This is a genomic window from Sphingomonas ginkgonis, assembly GCF_003970925.1.
Taxonomy (GTDB): Bacteria; Pseudomonadota; Alphaproteobacteria; order Sphingomonadales; family Sphingomonadaceae; genus Sphingomicrobium; species Sphingomicrobium ginkgonis.
This window is the reverse complement of sequence record NZ_RWJF01000001.1, coordinates 2593886-2613815: the sequence shown is the minus strand read 5'-3', so window position 1 is coordinate 2613815 and position 19930 is coordinate 2593886. Positions and strand designations below refer to the sequence as shown.

Here is a 19930-nt window from a genome sequence, read left to right as displayed (position 1 = left end):
GTGGCGCGGGTGCCGGGATGGCTTCGCGCGATGGCGCTGCTCGACCCCGCGCGGCTGGCGAAGCTCATCGCCATGCTGCCGAAGGAGGTGCTCGAGGGGCTGCTCGCCGACTGGTCGTGGCAGGCGCATCGCGGCCAGCGCGAGCCGAAGGGCGACTGGTCGCGCTGGCTGATCCTGGCCGGGCGCGGGTTCGGCAAGACGCGGGCGGGCGCGGAGTGGGTGCACGCGCGGGCACGGCTTCACCCCGAGGCGCGGATCGCGCTGGTCGGCGGGTCGGCGTGCGAAGCGGCGCAGGTGATGGTCGAGGGGGAGAGCGGGCTGCTCGCCACTGCCCGCCCGGCCGAGCCGACGCGCTGGTTCCCGAACCGCGGCGAGCTCATCTTCGCGAGCGGGGCGCGGGCCAATGTCTTCTCGGGCGAGCGGCCGGAGCGGCTGCGCGGGCCGCAGTTCCACTTCGCCTGGTGCGACGAACTGGCGAAGTGGAAGCAGCACCGGGCGAGCTACGACAATCTGCGGCTCGGGCTGCGGCTGGGCGAGCGGCCGCAGCTGGTGATCACCACCACACCGCGGCCGATCCGGCTGATCCGGTCGATCCTGGACGAGCCGGGAACCATGCTCAGCCAGGGCAAGACGGCACAGAACCGCAACCTGTCGAAGGCCTTCACCGCCGAGGTGGAGCGGCTGTACGGCGGGACCAGCCTGGGCCGGCAGGAGCTGGAGGGCGTTTACAGCGAAGAGGCCGAGGGCGCGCTGTGGAGCCGCGCGCTGATCGAGGCGAGCCGCCGGGCGCCGCCGCCGCGCGAAGCGCTGAGGCGGGTGGTGGTCGGGGTCGATCCTCCCGCAGGCGTCGAGGGCGACGCGTGCGGGATCCTCGTCTGCGGGCTGGACCGCGAGGGGACCGGCTGGGTGCTCGAGGACGCCAGCGTCGCCGGGCTGAGCCCGAACGGTTGGGGGCGCCGGGTGTGCGAGGCGGCGAGTCGTTGGCAGGCCGACCGAGTGATCGCCGAGGCGAACCAGGGCGGGGCGATGGTGATGACCGTGCTTCGGCTCGACGACCCGGCGCTGCCGGTGAAGCTGCGCCACGCGACCGAGGCCAAGGGCAAGCGCGCCGAGCCGATCTCGCACCTGTTCGAGCGCGGACAGGTTCGGCTCGCGGGGCGGTTCGACGCGCTGGAGGACGAGCTGGTCGGCATGCTTCCGGGGCAGGCCTATTGCGGGCCGGGTCGCAGCCCGGACCATGCCGACGCGATGGTCTGGGCACTGGCCGAACTGATGCTGCGCAGCGGCGAAGGACCGGTAGTCGGGCGGGTCTGAGCGGCGGTCAGGCGAGCAGGAGCCGGCCGCCCACGATCAGCAGGGTGACCGCGAGAATCGGGCGGAGGACATGATCGGGCGAGCGGCTGCCGAACAGGCTGCCGAGGATGATCCCCGGGATCGATCCCGACAGCAGGTTCAGCATCAGCGAGAAATCGACGTCGCCGAGCCAGACATGGCCGAGCCCGGCGATGAGGGTGAGCGGGACGGCATGGGCGATGTCGCTCCCGGCGATCCGCGCGACGGGCAGGTGCGGGTAGAGGATCAGCAGCGCGGTGACGCCGAGCGCGCCGGCGCCGACCGAGGTCAGCGAGACGAGCACGCCGAGCACGACTCCGAGCGCCACCGTCAGCATGGCGATCTGGCGTTCGTCGGCGCGCTCGAAGGCGGGGCGGGCCCAGCGCACGATCCGGAGCTGGAACAGCACGGCGATCCCGGTCAGCACCAGCGCGGTGCCCAGCGTGTAGCCGAGGAGCGCCGAGAAGTGGCTGTCGAGCTTGCCGTAGCGGGAGAGGGCGAGGAGGGTGACGAGCGAGGCGGGCACGCTGCCGCTGGCGAGCAGGCCGACCAGCCGCCAGTCGACCGTCTTGCGGCGGCCATGGACCGCCGTCCCGACGCTCTTGGTCACGGAGGCGTAGAGGAGGTCGGTGCCGACCGCGGTGGCCGGGTGGAAGCCGAACAGGAGGACGAGCAGCGGGGTCATCAGCGATCCCCCGCCGACTCCGGTCAGCCCGACCAGCGCGCCGACCAGGAAGCCGGCCAGCGAATAAAGTGGGTTGAAGTCGCTCAATCCGGCCGCCCCCCGTGCTGGCAAAGCGCTCTGCGGTGGGCGGCGGCGAGACGCAAGCGCGATCGCACCTCGAGACCGGATGCGAGCAGGGCCCGCGAGGAATGAAACCCCGCATTATTCCGAGGTTAGCCGCCGGAGTTCGATCGGCTAGGAAGGCGTCATCGTTACGCGACGACACGGCACGGCCGGCAGATGAGGGATGCGAACAGCATACGGGAGGGGCATCTGCCAGCCGTGCCGGACCAACACTCTGCAGGGGGCGCAGGGAGGCCGCCGTGGCGAGTTCGCTCGCCCGGCTGGCCGACCCCCGCAGGGTTCTTCCGAGCGCAAGGGTCGATGGAACAAGCCAGGCCTCGATGGCACGCCGGTTCGGACGACGACCAGCATTTCGCCCGTGAGCCGCGGGCAAAGCTGCAGCAGAGCGCAGGGGCGGGCCACGCAACCGACGGGCAGCCCGGCGAGCGCGGCGGCGTCCATGTCCTGATCGCCGACGATCATGACCTGCTGCGGGACTCGCTCGCGGCCTTTCTCAACAGCGACGGCGAGTTCCGGGTGAGCGAGGCGGCGGACCTCGGCTCTGCGTTGCGCATGGCGCGAGCGGGCGGGCGGTTCGACCTCGTCCTGCTCGACTATTCGATGCCGGGAATGAACGGCTTCGACGGGCTGGGCGCGATGCTCGCGGCGAGCCCGGGAACTCCGGTGGCGGTGATGTCGGGCGCGCTCAACCCCATGCTCGGCGAGCGCGCGCTGGAGCGAGGCGCCGCCGGGTTCATCCCCAAGACGCTCGCCGCGCGCGAACTGGTGGCGGCGATCCGGACGATGATCGGCGGCGCGCGCTTCACCCCGGACCCGGAATGGAAGCCGGAACGCGCGCCGGTCGAGCCGGGGGTGGCGCTCAGCCGGCGCGAGGAGCAGGTGCTGGGCCTGCTGAACGGTGGGCTGACCAACCGCGAGATCGCCGAGCGGCTCGGTCTCCAGGAGGTGACCGCCAAGCTCCACGTCAAGAACCTGTGCCGCAAGCTCGATGCCCGCAACCGCACCCATGCGGTGCTGATCGGCCAGCAACTGGGCCTCATCTGAGCGAGCCTTCGCGGGCACGGGGAGATGGTGTAGCCTCACGGCGGAGGCCGCCGGCGGGCGGCGCGACCAGGTGAAGGCGAGGTGGGCGTGGCGACAATCAGCGCCTCGGCACAGGCGTCCGGCGGAACGGACGGAGCAGTGAGGCCCGATGCGGCGCTACTGCAGCGGGCCGTGAGCGCCAGCGGCGGCGTGTTCTGGCGGCGGGAGCCGGCGAGCGGCCGGCTGAGCTGGGGCCCGGGACTCGCCGCGATCATCGGCAGCGAGCCGCCGGACGGGACCGATACCGCGGGCTGGTGGCGCGAGCGGCTCCATCCCGACGACCGCGAGCGCGTGCTGGATACGCTGGCGGCGGCGCTCGCCGAAGCCGATGCTGCGTGGCAGTGCGAATATCGGCTGGTCCGGCGCGACGGCAGCTACGCCCATGTCCGCGACGGCGGCGCCGTCGAGCCCGGCGCTGGCGGAGAGGCATCCGCAATGGTCGGGCTGCTGTTCGACGACAGCGAGCGCCAGCGCCGCGAGGCGGTGATCAGCCGCAAACGCGACGAGGTCTATGGCCTGGCCGACAACATGCCGGCGCTGGTGTGGATGGCCGAGGGCGACGGGCATGTCTTCTGGTACAACCGGCGCTGGTACGAATATACCGGCTTCACCCCCGAGGAGCTCGAGGGCTGGGGCTGGGAAGCGGCGCATCATCCGGACTTCCTGCCGCTGGTGAAGCAGCGCTGGATCTATTCGCTCGAACATGGCGAACCGTTCGATATGACCTTCCCGCTGCGCGGGGCGGACGGGAGCTTCCGCCCCTTCCTGACCCGCGGCATCCCGATCCGCGACCATGGCGGACAAGTCATCCGCTGGTTCGGGAGCTGCACCGACGTCAGCGAGCAGAGCCGCCGCGAGGACGCGCTGCGGGTGCACGAGGAAATCCTCCAGCAGGCGCTGGGCGTGGCGCGGATGGGGGTGTTCGACCGCGACCTCGAGACCGGTGCGCTGTTCGTCTCGCGCGAGGCCCGCGACCTGCTCGGGTTGCAGCGGGAGGAAGTGTCGCTGGAGGAATATGCCGCCTCGGTCGACGAGCGCGACCGCGCCAAGTTCCTCGCCGCGATCGGCGCGGCGCGGCAGCCGGGCGGATCGGGCCTGTCGTTCGATGACCATCGCTACCGCCGGGCGGACGGCCGGCTGATGTGGGTCCACCACGAATCCAAGACCTTCTTCGCCGGCGAGGGCGAGGATCGGCGCGCGGTGCGCAGCGTCGGCATCGTCCGCGACATCACCGCCGAGCGGACCGACCAGGAGCGGCTGCTGGTCAGCGAGCAGCGGCTGCGCGACCTGTTCGAGTCGCTTTATGAGGGGTTTTTGTCGGGCGAGGTGATCGGCGGCGAGAGCGGCGCGGGCGACTTCGTCATTCGTTCCGCCAACCCCGAGTGGGTCCGGCAGTTCGGCATGGAAGGCGGCGAGCTGGCGGGGCGGCGGATCAGCGAGCTGTGGGAGGATGAAGGGGTGCCGTGGATCCGGCGGCTGTGCCGCGCCGCCTTCGCGGACCAGCCGGAGAATTTCGAGCTGCACCTGCCGGGCAGCAAGCGCTGGTTCGAGGTTCGCGCCTATCGCACCCAGCCGGGACAGTTCGCGGCGCTGTTCCTCGACCAGTCGGATCGCAAGCTGGCGCAGTCGGAGGCGGCGCGGGCGCAGTCCGACCTGCTGCGCATCTCGCGGCTGAGCGCGATGGGGGCAATGGCCTCGACCCTGGCGCACGAGATCAACCAGCCGCTCGCCGCCTGCGCCAACTATCTCGCGGTGGTCGAACGGGGGCTGGAACGGCTGGCGGACGAGCAGGCAGCGGCGCTTGCCGGCTATGTCGAGAAGGCGAGCCGGAGCTGCCAGAAGGCGGGCGAGATCATCCGCCGGATCCGTGGCTTCACCATGGAAGGCGAGGTCGTCCGAACGCGCGAGAACTTGACCGACATCGCGCTGGACGCGGTGGCGGACGCGCGGCTGCACCCGTGGGGGAGCGCGCTGCAGTTCAAGGTCGATACGCGGCCCCTGTTCGTGATGGCGGACCGGACCCAGCTCGGCCAGGTGCTCGCCAACCTCATCCGCAACTCGGCCGAGGCGCTGCGCGAGCGCGCCGACGGCGAGATCCGGATCGCGCTGGCGACCCGCGGAGCCAACGTCGTGCTGCGCTTCTCCGACAACGGGCCGGGGCTGAGCGACGACGCGGTCGAGCATCTGTTCGAACCGTTTCGCTCGGATTCGTCGAGGGGAATGGGGCTGGGCCTGTCGCTGTGCCGGACGATCATCGAGGCGCACGACGGCCGGATCAGCGTCGAGGAACCGGGTGATGGCGGAGCCTGCTTCGTGATCAGCCTGCCGGCGGCCGCGCCGCCGCGGGCGGACGGGGCGGCGGACTAGCCGAGTTCGTCGCGACCGGGATCGCCGAGGATCCCGGCCACCACCGCGATGTGCACCGCCTCGGATGCCGAGCGGACGTTCAGCTTGTCCATCATGTTGGCGCGGTGCATCTCGACCGTGCGCGGGCTGAGCCCGAGGTTGGCCGCGATCCGCTTATTGCTCTCGCCCGCGGCGAGCTGCTTCAGCACGTCGCGCTCGCGCGGGGAGAGGCGCTTGATCTGGAGCTCGGCGCGACGGCGGGTCTCGTCGGCGGCGCGGCGATTGCCGAGGAGCGACTGGGCGGTGCCGATCGCATCCAGCAGCGCGTCGGAGGCGAACGGCTTCTCGATGAAGTCGACCGCGCCGGCCTTGAGCGAGCGCACCGCATTGTTGACGTCGCCATGGCCGGTGAGAACGATGACCGCGAAGCGGTCGAGCGGGATGTCGCCGCTCTCGAGCAGGTCGAGGCCGCCGCGCATCGGCATGCGGAGGTCGAGCAGGAGGACGCCCGGGTGAAGCGACGGTTCGGCGGCGACGAAGGCCGCGGCGGAAGCGAAACCGTCGCCCTGGTAGTCGCGCGAGACGATCAGGGCGATCAGTGAGTCTCGAAAATCCTCATCATCATCAACGACATAGATCCAAGTCGCTGAACTCTCACCCGCCAGACTGTTCACGGCCGACCGCCACCATCAACTGAGCCTATCCGTAAGTATAGGACTAACATAGATAAGTTGCAAGTAACCGACCTAATCTACTCACGGTATGAACATCATCGATCAAGCACTACGATTTCATCAGTGAGCGACATCTCGTCGTAATTGTCGGACATGAGAACTGTAGGGCGGCTTGTCGAGGGCGTGCGGCAGGGCGGCCGGGCCTCGGCGGCCGCCCCGCAGCGCGTCAGCCCATGGTCGGAATGACGAAGGCGTTCTCGCCGCCGGCCGAGCCGTCGGGCCAGCGCTGGGTGATCTTCTTGACCTTGGTCCAGAACTTGACGCCCTCCGGGCCGTGCTGGTCGAGGTCGCCGAAGCCCGAGCGTTTCCAGCCACCGAAGGTGTGGTAGGCGACCGGAACAGGGATCGGCACATTGATCCCGACCATGCCGACATTGACCCGCGCCGCGAACTCGCGCGCGGCGTGGCCGTTGCGGGTGAAGATGGCGACGCCGTTGCCATACTGGTGCTCGGAGGGGAGACGGACCGCCTCCTCGAAGCTCTGCGCCCGGACCATTTGCAGCACGGGGCCGAAGATCTCCTCCTGGTAGGAGCGGAAAGTCGGCTTCACATGGTCGAAGAAGGTCGGGCCGACGAAGAAGCCCTTCTCGTGCCCCTGGAGCGTGAAGCCGCGGCCGTCGACGACCAGCTCGCCGCCCTCGTCGGCGCAGGTCTGGATCCACTGTTCGACGCGCTGCTTGTGGGCCTCGTTGACGACCGGGCCGTAGTGCGCCTCGGGGTCGGTCGAGACGCCGACCTTGAGCGCGTTGATCGCGGGAATGAGCTTTTCGCGAAGCGCGTCCGCGGTCTTGTCGCCGACCGGGACCACGACCGGAAGCGCCATGCAGCGTTCGCCGGCCGAGCCGAAGGCGGCGCCGGAGAGGTCGTTGACGACCTGGTCGAGGTCGGCATCGGGCATGACGATGCCGTGGTTCTTGGCCCCGCCGAACGCCTGCACCCGCTTGTTGAGCGCGGTGCCGCGCGAAAAGATGTACTGGGCGATGTCGGAGGAGCCGACAAAGCTGATCGCGGCGATGTCCGGATGGTCGAGGATGGCGTCGACCATCTCCTTGTCGCCGTGGACGACGTTGAGGATGCCGTCGGGAAGGCCGGCTTCCTTCATCAGCTCGGCGAGGCGGACCGGCACCGACGGATCGCGCTCCGAGGGCTTGAGGATGAAGGCGTTGCCGCAGGCGATGGCGACTCCGAACATCCACATCGGGATCATGGCGGGAAAGTTGAACGGGGTGATCCCGGCGCCGATGCCGAGCGGCTGACGCATCGAGTAGACGTCGATGCCCGGGCCGGCGCCCTGGGTATATTCGCCCTTCAGAGCGTGGGGGATGCCGCAGGCGAACTCGATCACCTCGAGCCCGCGCTGGATGTCGCCCTTCGCGTCGGCGATGACCTTGCCATGCTCGGACGCGAGCAGCTCGGCGAGCTCCTCCATATTGGCTTCGACCAGCGCCTTGTAGTTGAACATGACGCGGGCGCGGCGCTGGGGGTTGGTCGCGGCCCAGGCGGGCTGCGCGGCCTTGGCGGCGTCGATCGCCTTCTGGAGGTCGGCGGTTGTGCCGAGGCGGACGGTCGCCTGGATCTCGCCTTGGGAAGGATTGAACACCTCGCCCTGCCGGTCGCCGGACGCGAACGACGAGCCGCCGATGAAATGGTCGATGCTACGCAGCATGGTCATGCCCTTCAGTTTGGATGATTGCGGCTGCGCATGGGCGCGGCCACCAACGGGCGCAAGAGGGAAGGGTTCAGCCGGGTGATCGGGCGAGCCGATCTGGCCTCGCTTCACGACAGCGCGGCGCGGGGGAGCAGCGGCTGAGCCGCCGGCTCTGCGGCCATGTCATCGGCTCAGCTGCCACCACACTGATCCTGCCCTGCGGGGCCGGGCGAGACAGGCGGTCGACCGGCCGCTTGCCGAGGGCGGATCATGGCTTAAGAAAGGGCGTTGGAAGCGAGGCCCGGCGTCGACTCGCCGGGATCTCGAACAGCCTTGCCGAAAGGGCGCCCATGCCGATCCAGATAAACGGTTCGCCGGTCCAAGTCCCGGACGATGCCCGCACGTCGCTGCTCGACCTCGTCCGCGAGCAGCTTCACCTGTTCGGGACCAAGAAGGGCTGCAACCAGGGCGCGTGCGGCGCCTGCACCGTGCTGGTCGACGGCGAGCGGATCCTGTCGTGCCTCGCGCTCGCGGTCCAGTATGACGGGCGCGCGGTGACCACCGTGGAGGGGCTGGCGGAAGACGGTGCGCTGCACCCGCTGCAGGCGGCGTTTGTCGAGCATGACGGCTTCCAGTGCGGCTATTGCACCCCCGGGCAGATCTGCTCGGCGATTGGCATGGCGGCGGAGCTGGAGCGCGGGTTGCCGAGCCATGTCAGCGGCGACCTGATGGCGCAGGAGTTCGCGCTCGACCGCGAGGAGCTACGCGAGCGAATGAGCGGCAACCTGTGCCGCTGCGGCGCGCACAACGGGATCGTCGAAGCCATCCTCGAGACCTATGGGGAGGCGGCGCGATGACCCCCTTCACCTTCGCCCGCGCCGTCGACGAGGGCGACGCGCTTCGGCTGGCGAGCGCTCCGGCGATCAAATATCTGGGCGGCGGGACCAACCTCGTCGATCTCATGCGCGAGACGGTCGAGCATCCGCGCGGACTGGTCGACGTGACCGGCCTGTCGGACGCGATCGAGGAGACTGACGGCGGCGGGCTGATGATCGGCGCGGCGGTGCGCAACTCGAGCCTCGCCGGGCACCGCGCAGTGCGCGAGCGCTTTCCGGTGCTGGCGCGCGCGCTGCTCGCCGGGGCGAGCGCGCAAATCCGCAACATGGCGACGGTCGGCGGCAACCTGCTGCAGCGGACGCGCTGCACCTATTTCTACGACACCGATGGTAGCCGCTGCAACAAGCGCCAGCCGGGGCAGGGCTGCGATGCGATCCATGGGTTCAACCGCAATCATGCGATCCTCGGCGCCTCGCCGGCCTGCGTCGCGACGCACCCGTCGGACATGTGCGTCGCGCTCGCCGCGCTCGACGCGACGGTGCACCTCCAGTCGGCGCAGGGGTCGCGGAGCGTGGCGCTGACCGACTTCCACCATCTGCCGGGCGAGCATCCCGAGGTGGAGACGGTGCTGGAGCCGGGCGAGCTGGTCACCGCGATCGAGCTGCCGGCGCTCTCCGCGGCGGCACGCTCGACCTACCGCAAGGTGCGCGACCGGGCGAGCTACGCCTTCGCGCTGGTGTCGGTGGCGGCGGTGCTGGAGGTGAGCAGCGGCGAGATCGCCGATGCGCGGCTCGCGCTCGGCGGAGTCGCGCACAAGCCCTGGCGAGCGCAACTGGCTGAGGGCGCGCTGCGCGGGCGGCCGGCAACCGCGGAGACGTTCCGCGCGGCGGCGGAGGCGGAGCTCGCGGACGCGGTGCCGCTCCGCGACAATGGATTCAAGATCGAGCTGGCCAAGCGGACCATCGCCGCGGTGCTCGGCGAGCTGGCGGGAGTCGAGGCATGAGCATCGTCGAAAAGGGCAAGCAGGCGGTGCAGGGCGCCGTCCAGGGCGCGATGCAGAAGGCGATCCAGCTGGCGCCCGACGGCTGGATGCCGGGCGGGCGGCCCGACCCGCTGATCCGCGAGCAGCACGGCCATGTCGGCCAGCCCGTGTCCCGCCTCGACGGGCCGCTCAAGGTTCGCGGCGGGGCGCGCTATGCGGCCGAGTTCCCGCTCGACGGGCTGCTCTACGCCGCGGTGCTGTTCAGCACGGTGGCCAAGGGCCGGATCGCCGAGATCCACACCGGGGAGGCGGAGGCCGCCGAGGGCGTTCACCTCGTCATGACCCACCGCAATGCGCCGCGGCTCGCCAAGATGCCGCTGTTCATGAGCTCGGCCAAGGCGGCGGGCGGGATCGACCTGCCGATCCTGCAGGACGACGCGATCTGGTGGAACGGGCAGCCGGTCGCGCTGGTGCTGGCGGACAGCCAGGAGCAGGCGGACCATGCCAAGGCGCTGATCCTGGTGCGCTACGAGGAGGACGTAGCGGTCACCTCGCTCGCGGCGGCGAAGGCCAACGGCAGCGAGCCGGCGATGTTCATGGGCCAGCCGCTTCGCGCCGAGGTCGGCCATGCCGAGGACGCGCTGGCGGCGGCGCGGTTCAAGGTCGACCAATGCTATTCGACGCCGCGGCATAGCCACAACGCGATCGAGCTTCATGCCGTGACTGTCGCGTGGGAAGGCGAGCGGCTGCGGGTCCACGATGCCTCGCAGCTGGTGGCGCACACCGCCTGGTCGCTGGCGCAGGTGTTCGGGCTGGACGAGGGGCAGGTGCACGTCACCTCGCCGTTCGTCGGCGGCGGCTTCGGCGGCAAGTGCCTGTGGTGGCACCAGGTGCTCGCGGCGGCGGCGGCCAAGCTGGCGGGCCGGCCGGTCCGGCTGACCCTGTCGCGCGAGGGCGTGTACCGGATCGTCGGCGGCCGGACGGTAACCGAGCAGCGGGTCGCGCTCGGCGCGGCAGAGGGCGGACGGTTCACCGCGCTCATCCACACCGGGCTGACCGCGATGACTCCGCACAACGAGATGCCCGAGCCGTTCATCCTGCCCGCGCGCAGCGCCTATGCGGCGGAGAACGTGCTGCTCAACATCGACGTCGTGAAGATGGACCTGCTCGCCAACACCTTCATGCGCGCGCCGGGCGAGGCGGTCGGGACCTTCGCGCTGGAGAGCGCGATCGACGAGCTGGCGACCGCGATGGACACGGATCCGGTCGAGCTGCGGCTGGTCAACGAGCCCGACAAGGACCCGTCGACCGGCGCGCCCTTCTCGGCCCGCCACATCGAGGAGGCGTATCGCGCCGGGGCGGAGAAGTTCGGCTGGTCGAAGCGGCAGGCGCCGGGCAGCCGGCGCGAGGGCGAATGGCTGGTCGGCATGGGCGTCGCGACCGGGACCTATCCCTATTACCGGATGCCCGGCGGCGCGGCCCGGATCACGCTCAAGGCCGACAACAGCGCGCAGGTCGACATCGCCGCGCACGACATGGGGATGGGCACCGCCACCGCGCAGACCCAGGTCGCCGCCGACCGGCTCGGGCTGGCGATGGAGCAGGTCGAGTTTCGCTACGGCGACAGCAGCCTTCCCGGGACGGTGCTGGCCGGCGGGTCGCAGCAGACCGCGGCGATCGGCGCCGCAGTGGTCGCCGCGCACCGCGAGCTGGTCAAGGAACTGCTCAAGCTCGCCGGCAACAGCTCGCCGCTGGCGGGCTTGTCGGTCGAGGAGGTCGGCGGGTTCGACGGCGGCCTCGCCAGCCTCGAGGATCCCACGCGGCACGAGCGCTACGCCGACATCCTCGCGCGAGCCCAGCGGGCCGAACTGTCGGTCGAGGCGGAAGCGCCGCCGCCGCTCGAGACGATGCACTGGTCGATGCACTCGCACGCGGCGATGTTCTGCGAGGTGCGGGTCAATGCGGTGACCGGGGAGGTGCGGGTCAGCCGCTTCCTCGGCTCGTTCGACTGCGGTCGGATCCTCAATCCCAAGACCGCCGGGAGCCAGTTTCGCGGCGGGATCATCATGGGGCTCGGGCTCGCGCTGATGGAGGAGACCCAGGTCGACGAGCGCAACGGGCGGATCATGAACCCGAGCCTCGCTGAATATCATGTGCCGGTGCACATGGACGTGCCGGAGATCGAGGTGATCTGGACCGGGATCGCCGACCCGCATGCACCAATGGGCGCGCGCGGGGTCGGGGAGATCGGGATCACCGGGGTCGGCGCGGCGGTCGCCAACGCCATCTTCAACGCGACCGGCAAGCGGATCCGCGACTTGCCGATCACGCTCGACAAGCTGCTCTAGCGGTCGCGGCAACACCGAGAGGCGGCCCCGGCGTGGTTGCCGGGACCGCCCCTCCGGTCGCTGCGCCGCCTCTTAGCGGAGCAGGTTCATCACGCCCTGCTGGCTCTGGTTGGCCTGGGCCAGCATCGCCGTCGAGGCCTGCGAGAGGATCTGCGCCGAGGCGAGCTTGGTCGACTCCGCCGAGAAGTCGGTGTCCTCGATGCGCGACTTGGCTTCCGTCAGATTGGTGGCGGTCGACGTCAGATTATTGACGGTCGCGTCGAGCCGGCTCTGCGAGGCGCCGGCGTTGGCGCGCTGCGTCGCGACCGTGTCAATCGCGGTGCTGATGAGGCCCATCGCGGTCGATGCGCCGGCGGCGGTCGACATGTCCACCGCGCCGAGGCCAAGGCCGGTCGAGTTCATGCTGGCGAAGGTGATGTCGACGGTCTCGCCGCTGTTCACGCCGGTCTGGATCTTGAAGGTGGTCGCGGCGTCAAACAGGTTGGTGCCGTTGAAGTCGGTGCGGCCGGCGATGTCGTCGATCTGGCCGACCAGCTGGGTGACCTCGGTCTGGATCGCGGTGCGGTCGGAGGTGGCGGCGGTGCCGTTGGCGGCCTGCACCGACAGCTCGCGCATCCGGACCAGGATGTTGGAGACTTCGCCCATCGCGCCCTCGGCGGTCTGCGCCAGCGAGATGCCGTCGTTGGCGTTGCGGACGGCCTGGTTGAGGCCACGCACCTTGGCGTCCATGCGGGTGGCGATGGCGAGGCCGGCGGCGTCGTCCTTGGCGCTGTTGATGCGCTTGCCGCTCGACAGGCGGTCCATCGCTTCGCCCAGCGACTTGTTGGCGAGGCGCGAGCTGTTCTGGGCGCGCAGCGCCGAGACGTTGGTGTTGATCACGGTCATGGCTTCTAGTCCCCTTGGTGGCGGTTTGCCGGTGCGGCTGCCCGGCGGTTGCGGGGCGGCACAGCCAAGGAAACGGCGGCCGGCGCGAAAGCTTTAGCGGGCCCGTCGGAATGTCGACTGCCGCCGCTCCCGCCGCCGCCCATGCCCGCGCAGGAAAGCCGGGAAACCGCCGCAAAGCCGGAGTGGCACGCCCATTGCATTAACCAAGCCGCGGCCCGCCCGGGCCCACGCGAAGGAGCCATTGGGGGCACATGACGGCGATCGAACCAGGACGGCTGCTGCAGATGCGGTCGGCCATCCTCAACCAGAACCAGGCGCTGCAGCGCGCCGCTGGGCACGACGGTGTCGGCGGCGCGGGTGCGGCCGCTGCTCCGGGCGAGAGCTCGTTCGGCAAGACGCTGATGGACGCGGTGAGCGCGGTCAACGACCAGCAGTCCAAGGCCAGCGCGCTGTCCGAGTCCTACGAGCGCGGCGACACCAGCGACATCGTTCAGGTGATGGTCGAGCGGCAGAAGGCCTCGCTCGGCTTCGAGGCCACGCTGCAGGTGCGTAACAAGCTCCTGTCCGCCTACCGCGACATCATGAACATGCCGGTCTGACCCGATGGCCGGCCAGGAACTCGTCGCCGAAGCGACCGCCATCACCATTCCCGCCAAGCCGATCCGGCTCGCGGGTTCGCCCATGACCGCGCTCACCGGGCCACTACGCGCGCTCGCCGAGCAACCCGCGGTGAGGCGCAGCCTGCCGGCGATCGGCACCGCCGGCGCGCTCGGCCTCGCCGCGCTCGCCTGGTGGTCGTTCCAGACCCCGCCGCAGCGCAGCCTGTTCGAGGGGCTGAGCGACGCCGACAAGTCGGCGGTGGTCACCGCACTCCAGGCGTCGGGCATCAGCTATACGCTCAACCCGGACAGCGGCGCGGTCCAAGTCGGCGACGGCGACCTGCAGCGCGCGCGCATCCTGCTGGCGGGGCAGGGGCTGCCCAAGGCCGCCCCGGCCGGCGACGCACTGATCGCCAACCTGCCGCTCGGCTCGAGCCGTGCGGTCGAGGGCGAGACTTTGCGCTCCGCGCACGAGACCGACCTTGCCCGCACGATCGAGGCGATCGACAGCGTCAAGACCGCCAAGGTCCACCTCGCCATGCCCGACCCCAGCCCGTTCGTCCGCGACCAGCGGCCGCCGGCGGCTTCGGTCATGCTGACGATTCAGAGCGGCCGCGCCCTGTCGGAAGCGCAGGTCCGCGCGATCCAGCAGCTGGTTGCCTCCTCGGTCAGCGGGCTTGCCGCCGACCAGGTGTCGGTGGTCGACCAGTCGGGCGCACTGCTGTCGGGGCAGGGCGCCTCGGCGGACGACAAGAATTTCCAGCTCCAGCTTCAGGCCGAGAACCGCTTCCGTCAGGCCCTGACGACGCTGCTGACGCCGATGCTCGGCGACGGCAACTTCACCGCCGAGGTACATGCCGATATCGACCCGTCGGAGAGCCAGTCGACCCGCGAGAGCTACCCCCAGAACGACCGCGCGCTGCGCAGCGAGGAGGGGAACAAGACGACCAGCGCGACCACCAACGCGCCGGCGGTCGGCATTCCCGGCGCGCTGTCGAACCAGCCGCCGCCGCCGACCCAGCTCGCCAGCCAGGCCCCCGCGCAGACGCCGGCGGCGCCCGCCGCCAAGGCGGATGGGGACTCGACCGAGACCTATTCGCGCAGCTTCGACGTGGGCCGGGAAATCTCGGTCACCCACAATCCCGAGGGTCGGCTGCACCGGATCAGCGTCGCGGTGGCGATCAACGAGACGGGCAAGAAGCGCTCGCCGGCGGACGTCGCCGCGATCGAGGGGCTGGTGAAGGGCGCGGTCGGGTTCGACCAGGGCCGCGGCGACATCGTCGTCGTGACCTCGCGGCCGTTCGCGCCCGTCGAGGTCACCGCCACCAGCTTCTGGGACAAGCCCTGGTTCATGCCGCTGGCCCGCCAGCTCGGAGCGCTGCTCGCCGCACTGCTCGCCTTCCTGTTCGTCGGGCGGCCGCTGATGAAGGCGCTGAAGGGTGACAAGAAGGCGGCTGCCGGGGACGCTGCCGAAACCGCCGCGCTGACCGGCGCTGCCGGCGCCACGCTGCCCCCGCCGCCGGTGACGCTCGACATGATCGAGACCGCGCCCAGCTACGAGGCGCGCGCCGACCTCGTCCGCAACTTCGTCCGGCAGGACCGCGAGAAGGCCTCGCTGGTCGTCAAGCAGATGGTCGAGACTCGCTGATGAGCGCCGAGACGCTGATCGAGCGCGACCCCGAGCAGGCTGGTCGCCCCGAGGTCGACGGCGCCACCGCTGCCGCCATCCTGCTGATGCTGTTGTCGGAGGAGGACGCGGGCGAGATCGTCAAGACGCTCGATCCCGCCAGCGTGCGGCGCATTGGCGAGAGCATGTTCAAGGTGTCGAGCGCCGACGAGGCGACCGTCGAGGCCGCGCTCGACCTGTTCGTCGAGCGCTGTCGCTCGGTGTCGTCATTGGCCGTCGGGGTCGAGCCGCGGGTCCGCTCGGTGCTGACCCATGCGCTCGGCAACGTCCGTGCCGACAATATCCTGACCCAGATCGCGCCGCGCAGCAGCGCCGCCACGCTCGAGCGGCTGCGCTGGATGGAGGTCGAGACGATCGCCACCATTCTCCGCCGCGAGCATGCCCAGGTCGGTGCGCTGGTGATCGCGGTGCTGACCCCCGAAACTGCGGCCAAGGCGCTCGCCGAGTTCGACGGGTCGGTCCAGGCCGATCTGCTCGCCCGCGCCGCGCGGCTGACCAAGGTCCGCCGCGAGGCGATCGAGGACCTTGAGATCGCGCTCGCCGACTATGCGCAGGGCGGAACGACGAGCCCGGGCCTGAAGCTCGGCGGCACGTCGGAGGCGGCGCAAATCGTCAACCGGATGCGCAAGGCGGACGGGCAGAAGCTGATCGATTCGATCAAGCAGAGCGACGAGACGCTGGGCAGCGCGATCGAGCGCGAGATGCTGGTGTTCGACGATCTCGCGGCGCTCGATGGCAAGAGCCTCGGCGCGGTGCTTCGGGCGATCGACGGGCCGGTGCTCAGCCTTGCGCTGCGCGGCGCCTCCCCGGCGCTGCTCGAGCAGATGCTCGGCTGCATGTCGACCCGCGCGGCGCAGACGATCCGCGACGAGATGGCGGAAAGCCAGCCGGTCAAGCGTGCCGAGGTCGAGGAAGCGCAGCGCAGCATCCTGCTGACCGCGCGCAAGCTCGCGGATGCGGGCGAGATCCAGATGGGCGGCGGAGAGGATGACTATGTCTGACATGACCACCATCCGGCTGGCCGATGCGCGGCCGATCGGCGGCTTCCGCCCGTCGTGGCGGCCGGGGCTCCAGCCGATCATCGTTCCCGAGCCGGTCGAGCCGGCGGCGGACGCGTTCGCGCGCGGCTATGCCGAGGGTGCGCGCGAGGCGGAGCAGCGCTTCGCGGTCGAGCGACTCCGCACCCGCGCGCTGCTCGCCGCCTGCGAGGCCTTCCAGCCCGAGCCGAGCGAAGGACTGGCAGTGCTGATCGCGGAAACGGTCGAGCGGCTGGTCCGCAAGATTGTCGGCGAGGTCGCCGTTGATCCCGTCACGCTGCTGGCGCGGGCCGAGCGCGCGGCCGCCGCTATCGCCGCCGCCGACCAGGCGCGGACGCTTTTCCTCCATCCCGACGACGTTCCGCTGATCGACGCCGCGGCCTTTCCGCTGCCGATCCTCGCCGATCCCGAGATCGCGCCCGGCTCGCTGCGGATCGAGACCGCGACCGGTTGGGTCGAGGACGGTACCGATGTGATGCTCGACGCGCTGACCGAGGAACTGGGCCTCAAGGAGCGCGGGCTGTGAGCGGCCGCCTGGTCCAGTCGGCACGCACCGTGCTCGATCCCGCGACCCTCTTCGCGGTGCCGCCGCGGCGCGTCGGCCGGCTGGTCGCGCACGAAGGATCGATGCTCGAGGCGGAGGGCTTCGCGCATCCGCTCGGGACCGCGGTGCTGGTCCGCGGCGCGGGCCAGAGCCTGCTGCGCGGCGAGGTCGTCGGCTTCCATGGCGAGCGCAGCCTGATCCTCCCGTTCGACACAGACGCGCCGGTTTCCGCCGGCAGCCGGGTCGAGCCCGACGGCCACGGCGGACAGGCCCAGTGCGGACCGGCGCTGCTCGGCCGGATCATCGACGCGCACGGCCACCCGCTCGACGGCCGCGGGCCGATCGTCAGCCGCTCGAGCTGGCCGCTCGCCGGTCGCCGGGTCAATCCGCTGATCCGCAGCCGGGTCACCCGCCCGCTCGATGTCGGCGTCCGCGCCGTCAACGCGCTGCTGACCGTCGGGGTGGGCCAGCGTGTGGCGATCATCGCCGGGTCGGGCGTCGGCAAGTCGGTGCTGATGGGGCAGATGCTCGCCGGGGTCGACGCCGACGTGGTTGTCGTCGGGCTGATCGGCGAGCGCAGCCGCGAGGTCAGCGACTTCGTCGAAACCAAGATCAACGGCGCGCTGCGCGAGCGGAGCGTGGTCGTCGCGGTTCCCGCCGATCATTCGCCGCTGCTCCGCATTCGCGCGGCGATGCGCGCGACCGCCATCGCCGAGCAGTTCCGGTCGGAGGGCAAGCGCGTCTTCCTGCTGCTCGACAGCCTGACCCGCGTCGCCCATGCGCAGCGCGAGATCGGGCTGGGGCTGGGCGAGCCGCCGACCATGAAGGGCTATCCGCCCTCGGCGCTGGGGCTGATCCCGCGGCTGGTCGAGCGCGCGGGCGCCGACCGCGAGAGCGGGGGCTCGATCACGGCGGTCTACACGGTACTGGCCGACGGCGGCGATACCGAGGACCCGGTGGTGGACGCCGCTCGGGCGATCGTCGACGGGCACATCATCCTGTCGCGTGCGCTGGCCGAGCAGGGCGTGTTCCCGGCAATCGACATCGCCCGCTCGCTGTCGCGCACCATGCCCGATGTGACCGACACCGCCCACCTGGTCGCCGCGGTCCGCTTCCGCCGCCTCTGGTCGAGCTACGAGGAGAACCGCGACCTGCTGCTGATGGGTGCTTACGCGCCTGGCAACGACCCGGTGCTCGACGAGGCGATCGCGCGGCGCGAGGCGATGCTCGGCTTCCTCCGCCAGAGCCCCGCCGAGCGAGCGACGCTGGACGCCGCGCGTGCCGCGCTGGTCAATGGGTTCGGCGCATGAGCCGGCTGTCGCAGCGCTGCGCCAGGGTGCTCCGGGTCCGCGCAGTCGAGCATCGGGTCGCCACCGTCCGGCAGCTTGCCGCCGAGCGCCGGATCGCCGAGCTGCTCGGGGTCGCGCGGCGGCTTGAGGACCTGCGTGCCGGGCTCGACCCGGTGGTGGGGACGAGCAGCGGCCAGTCGCTCCGCGCGATGGCCGAGATGAAGGCGCGGCTGGTCCGGGCCGAGCGCGAGCTCAGCCACCCGATACGAGACGCCGAGGCGCACCACGAGCAGGCCGCCGCGGCGCGGCTGGCGGCGCGCACCCGCGAGGATGGGGCCGAGCGGCTGCGCGACAAGGCCGCGGCGGGCGAGGAGAGCGCGGCGGCGCTGCGTGCCGACGCCGACCGTCCTGCCAGGTTCGTCAAGCGGAGGCGCGCATGATCTCGCTTGCGGCGACGAGCGCGCTGGACCCGGCGACCGTCGCGACCGGTTCTGCCGGCGGCGCGGCGGCTTCGGGCGTCGACTTCTCGGCGCTGCTGTCGGCGGTCGCGCCTGCGGCCACCCAGGCCGGCGCGCCTGCGCCCGTGCTTGGCGACATGGTAGCGACCGTGGCGGCGGCTGCGCCGGACGCGGCGAGCCCGGCGATCAACGCGGCCGCGCCCGTCGACGCTGCGGCAGCGGCCGCGACCTTCCCGGAAGCCACGGCTTCTGTTGCGACCGCAACCGGTCAGCCGGCCGTGACCGCCGCCCCGGTTGCCGGCGCTCCGGTCACCCCAGAGGCGTTGCGGCAGCCAGTCGAACAGTCTGGTGCTCCGAGCAACCCCGATGCGAGCGCACCTGCCGGAGCGGCACTGGTGGCGATCAGGGGACGGACGAGCTTCACCCTCGCAGCGAGCCGGCCTGTCCGCCTCGCCCGCTCGGCCGTCTCCCGCTCCGACGAAGAAGCTTCGGCGGCCGCGCAGCCAAGCCCGGCGGCATTGCTGACGCTCCAGCAGACGCTGGCTGCGGTGGGGGCGTTCGCCGCATCGCCGAAACCCACTCCCGCGGCTTCGCCGACTGCCGAGGCGCCAGCTCCTGGCTCCACGCCGATCGCGACCGCGCCCACGCTGCCGGCGATGGCTGCCCAGCAGGCGTCGGCCATGCTGCCGACCGCCCGACCGGCGCGCGCGACCTCGGACGCGGCCGGCGGCGAGGAGAAAGGTGCCGTTGCCCCGCTCGGCAGCCACCCGCTATCGCACCTGCTGCCCGCGACCGATCTCGCGCCGCTGCTCCCGCCCGACGCGCCGGTGCCGGCGCCGGCGGCGGACAAGGTCGCGGCGCCCGCCGCGGTGCCGCTGCCCGTCCAGGTCGACAAGGCGCTCGCCGAGAACGGCACCGCGCTCCACCAGCTCGACGCTCTGGTGCGCGACATCGCCGAGATTTCGGGCGCGAGCGGCCGGGCCGCGTTCCGCCTCGCCGCCGATCAGCTCGGCCCGCTCGAGGTGCGGCTGCACGCGGGCGAGGCCGGCATGTCGGTCAGCATCAAGACCGAGACGGCGCAGAGCCATTCGACCGTTGCCCAGGCGCAGCAGCAGCTCGGCGACGACCTGCGCGCGAGCGGCCTCAAGGTCGCCGCGACCTCGGTGATGCTCGAGCAGGGAGGGACCGACCGGCAGCGCCAGGAGCGCGCCGCTTCGCCGCCGCCCGTCCGCATCGAGGTCGCCGTGCCCGGCGCCAACCCCGAGCGCGACACCGACCAGCAGCGGCCCGCCGGCCGCTACGCCTGACTGCCA

Annotated in this window: 17 protein-coding genes; 13 read left to right on the top strand and 4 right to left on the bottom strand. The window is 71.1% G+C overall.

From position 1 onward, the window contains the following. Window positions 1-1314: a DNA-packaging protein gene (locus HMF7854_RS12575; RefSeq protein WP_239016977.1), complete on the top strand. Its 1314-nt coding sequence runs from the start codon at window positions 1-3 to the stop codon at window positions 1312-1314. Between the two features lie 7 nt (window positions 1315-1321). Here HMF7854_RS12575 and HMF7854_RS12570 read toward each other — a convergent pair whose 3' ends face one another. Beyond that, entirely contained in the window at window positions 1322-2104 is a 783-nt protein-coding gene (locus tag HMF7854_RS12570) for a sulfite exporter TauE/SafE family protein (RefSeq protein WP_126719432.1), read from the bottom strand. A gap of 336 nt (window positions 2105-2440) precedes the next feature. On the opposite strand from HMF7854_RS12570, the gene HMF7854_RS12565 reads away from it, so the two are divergent. Then, a complete protein-coding gene (locus HMF7854_RS12565; protein WP_126719430.1) occupies window positions 2441-3184 on the top strand; it encodes a response regulator transcription factor in 744 nt (247 codons plus the stop codon). Window positions 3185-3271: 87 nt separating this feature from the next. Further along, entirely contained in the window at window positions 3272-5590 is a 2319-nt protein-coding gene (locus HMF7854_RS12560; protein WP_185829272.1) for a PAS domain-containing protein, read from the top strand. On the opposite strand, the gene HMF7854_RS12555 is transcribed toward HMF7854_RS12560, so the two are convergent. Together HMF7854_RS12555 and HMF7854_RS12550 are read right to left on the bottom strand one after the other, a co-directional pair. Next, window positions 5587-6243 carry a response regulator transcription factor gene (locus HMF7854_RS12555; RefSeq protein WP_239016976.1) on the bottom strand — a complete coding sequence of 219 codons (657 nt, stop codon included), beginning with the start codon at window positions 6241-6243 and terminating at the stop codon, window positions 5587-5589. The two genes, HMF7854_RS12560 and HMF7854_RS12555, sit on opposite strands and share 4 nt — an antisense overlap. A gap of 226 nt (window positions 6244-6469) precedes the next feature. Further along, a complete protein-coding gene (locus HMF7854_RS12550; protein ID WP_126720215.1) occupies window positions 6470-7966 on the bottom strand; it encodes a CoA-acylating methylmalonate-semialdehyde dehydrogenase in 1497 nt (498 codons plus the stop codon). A gap of 335 nt (window positions 7967-8301) precedes the next feature. Between HMF7854_RS12550 and HMF7854_RS12545 the strand changes: the two genes are divergently transcribed. Genes HMF7854_RS12545 through HMF7854_RS12535 form a run of 3 tightly spaced genes read left to right on the top strand, consistent with a single transcriptional unit; the run spans window position 8302 to window position 12118 of the window. Further along, window positions 8302-8808 (top strand): 2Fe-2S iron-sulfur cluster-binding protein, encoded by a 507-nt coding sequence (locus HMF7854_RS12545; RefSeq protein WP_126719426.1) that lies wholly within the window; start codon window positions 8302-8304, stop codon window positions 8806-8808. Continuing rightward, window positions 8805-9791: an FAD binding domain-containing protein gene (locus HMF7854_RS12540; RefSeq protein WP_126719425.1), complete on the top strand. Its 987-nt coding sequence runs from the start codon at window positions 8805-8807 to the stop codon at window positions 9789-9791. Before HMF7854_RS12545 ends, HMF7854_RS12540 begins: the two co-directional genes overlap by 4 nt. Beyond that, window positions 9788-12118, top strand: coding sequence for a xanthine dehydrogenase family protein molybdopterin-binding subunit (locus tag HMF7854_RS12535; RefSeq protein WP_126719423.1), 2331 nt, complete (start codon window positions 9788-9790; stop codon window positions 12116-12118). The genes HMF7854_RS12540 and HMF7854_RS12535 overlap by 4 nt, the downstream gene beginning before the upstream one ends. Before the next feature lie 72 nt (window positions 12119-12190). Here HMF7854_RS12535 and HMF7854_RS12530 read toward each other — a convergent pair whose 3' ends face one another. Further along, window positions 12191-13003 (bottom strand): flagellin N-terminal helical domain-containing protein, encoded by an 813-nt coding sequence (locus tag HMF7854_RS12530; RefSeq protein WP_126719421.1) that lies wholly within the window; start codon window positions 13001-13003, stop codon window positions 12191-12193. A gap of 251 nt (window positions 13004-13254) precedes the next feature. Between HMF7854_RS12530 and fliE the strand changes: the two genes are divergently transcribed. From fliE to fliK, 7 genes are read left to right on the top strand one after another with little or no spacing between them, the layout of a single operon-like run. Beyond that, window positions 13255-13602, top strand: coding sequence for a flagellar hook-basal body complex protein FliE (gene fliE / locus HMF7854_RS12525; protein ID WP_126719420.1), 348 nt, complete (start codon window positions 13255-13257; stop codon window positions 13600-13602). A 4-nt stretch (window positions 13603-13606) separates the two neighbouring features. Beyond that, complete coding sequence (gene fliF, locus HMF7854_RS12520; protein ID WP_239016975.1) at window positions 13607-15250, top strand: flagellar basal-body MS-ring/collar protein FliF; 1644 nt, start codon at window positions 13607-13609, stop codon at window positions 15248-15250. After that, window positions 15250-16290 carry a flagellar motor switch protein FliG gene (locus tag HMF7854_RS12515; RefSeq protein WP_126719418.1) on the top strand — a complete coding sequence of 347 codons (1041 nt, stop codon included), beginning with the start codon at window positions 15250-15252 and terminating at the stop codon, window positions 16288-16290. The genes fliF and HMF7854_RS12515 overlap by 1 nt, the downstream gene beginning before the upstream one ends. Further along, window positions 16283-16852 carry a FliH/SctL family protein gene (locus HMF7854_RS12510; protein WP_185829271.1) on the top strand — a complete coding sequence of 190 codons (570 nt, stop codon included), beginning with the start codon at window positions 16283-16285 and terminating at the stop codon, window positions 16850-16852. The genes HMF7854_RS12515 and HMF7854_RS12510 overlap by 8 nt, the downstream gene beginning before the upstream one ends. Beyond that, window positions 16849-18180 (top strand): FliI/YscN family ATPase, encoded by a 1332-nt coding sequence (locus HMF7854_RS12505; RefSeq protein ID WP_420822365.1) that lies wholly within the window; start codon window positions 16849-16851, stop codon window positions 18178-18180. The genes HMF7854_RS12510 and HMF7854_RS12505 overlap by 4 nt, the downstream gene beginning before the upstream one ends. Further along, window positions 18177-18599, top strand: coding sequence for a hypothetical protein (locus tag HMF7854_RS12500; RefSeq protein WP_126719415.1), 423 nt, complete (start codon window positions 18177-18179; stop codon window positions 18597-18599). The genes HMF7854_RS12505 and HMF7854_RS12500 overlap by 4 nt, the downstream gene beginning before the upstream one ends. Next, window positions 18596-19924, top strand: a complete 1329-nt coding sequence (gene fliK, locus HMF7854_RS12495) for a flagellar hook-length control protein FliK (RefSeq protein WP_126719413.1) — start codon at window positions 18596-18598, stop codon at window positions 19922-19924. The genes HMF7854_RS12500 and fliK overlap by 4 nt, the downstream gene beginning before the upstream one ends. Window positions 19925-19930 lie beyond the last annotated feature (6 nt).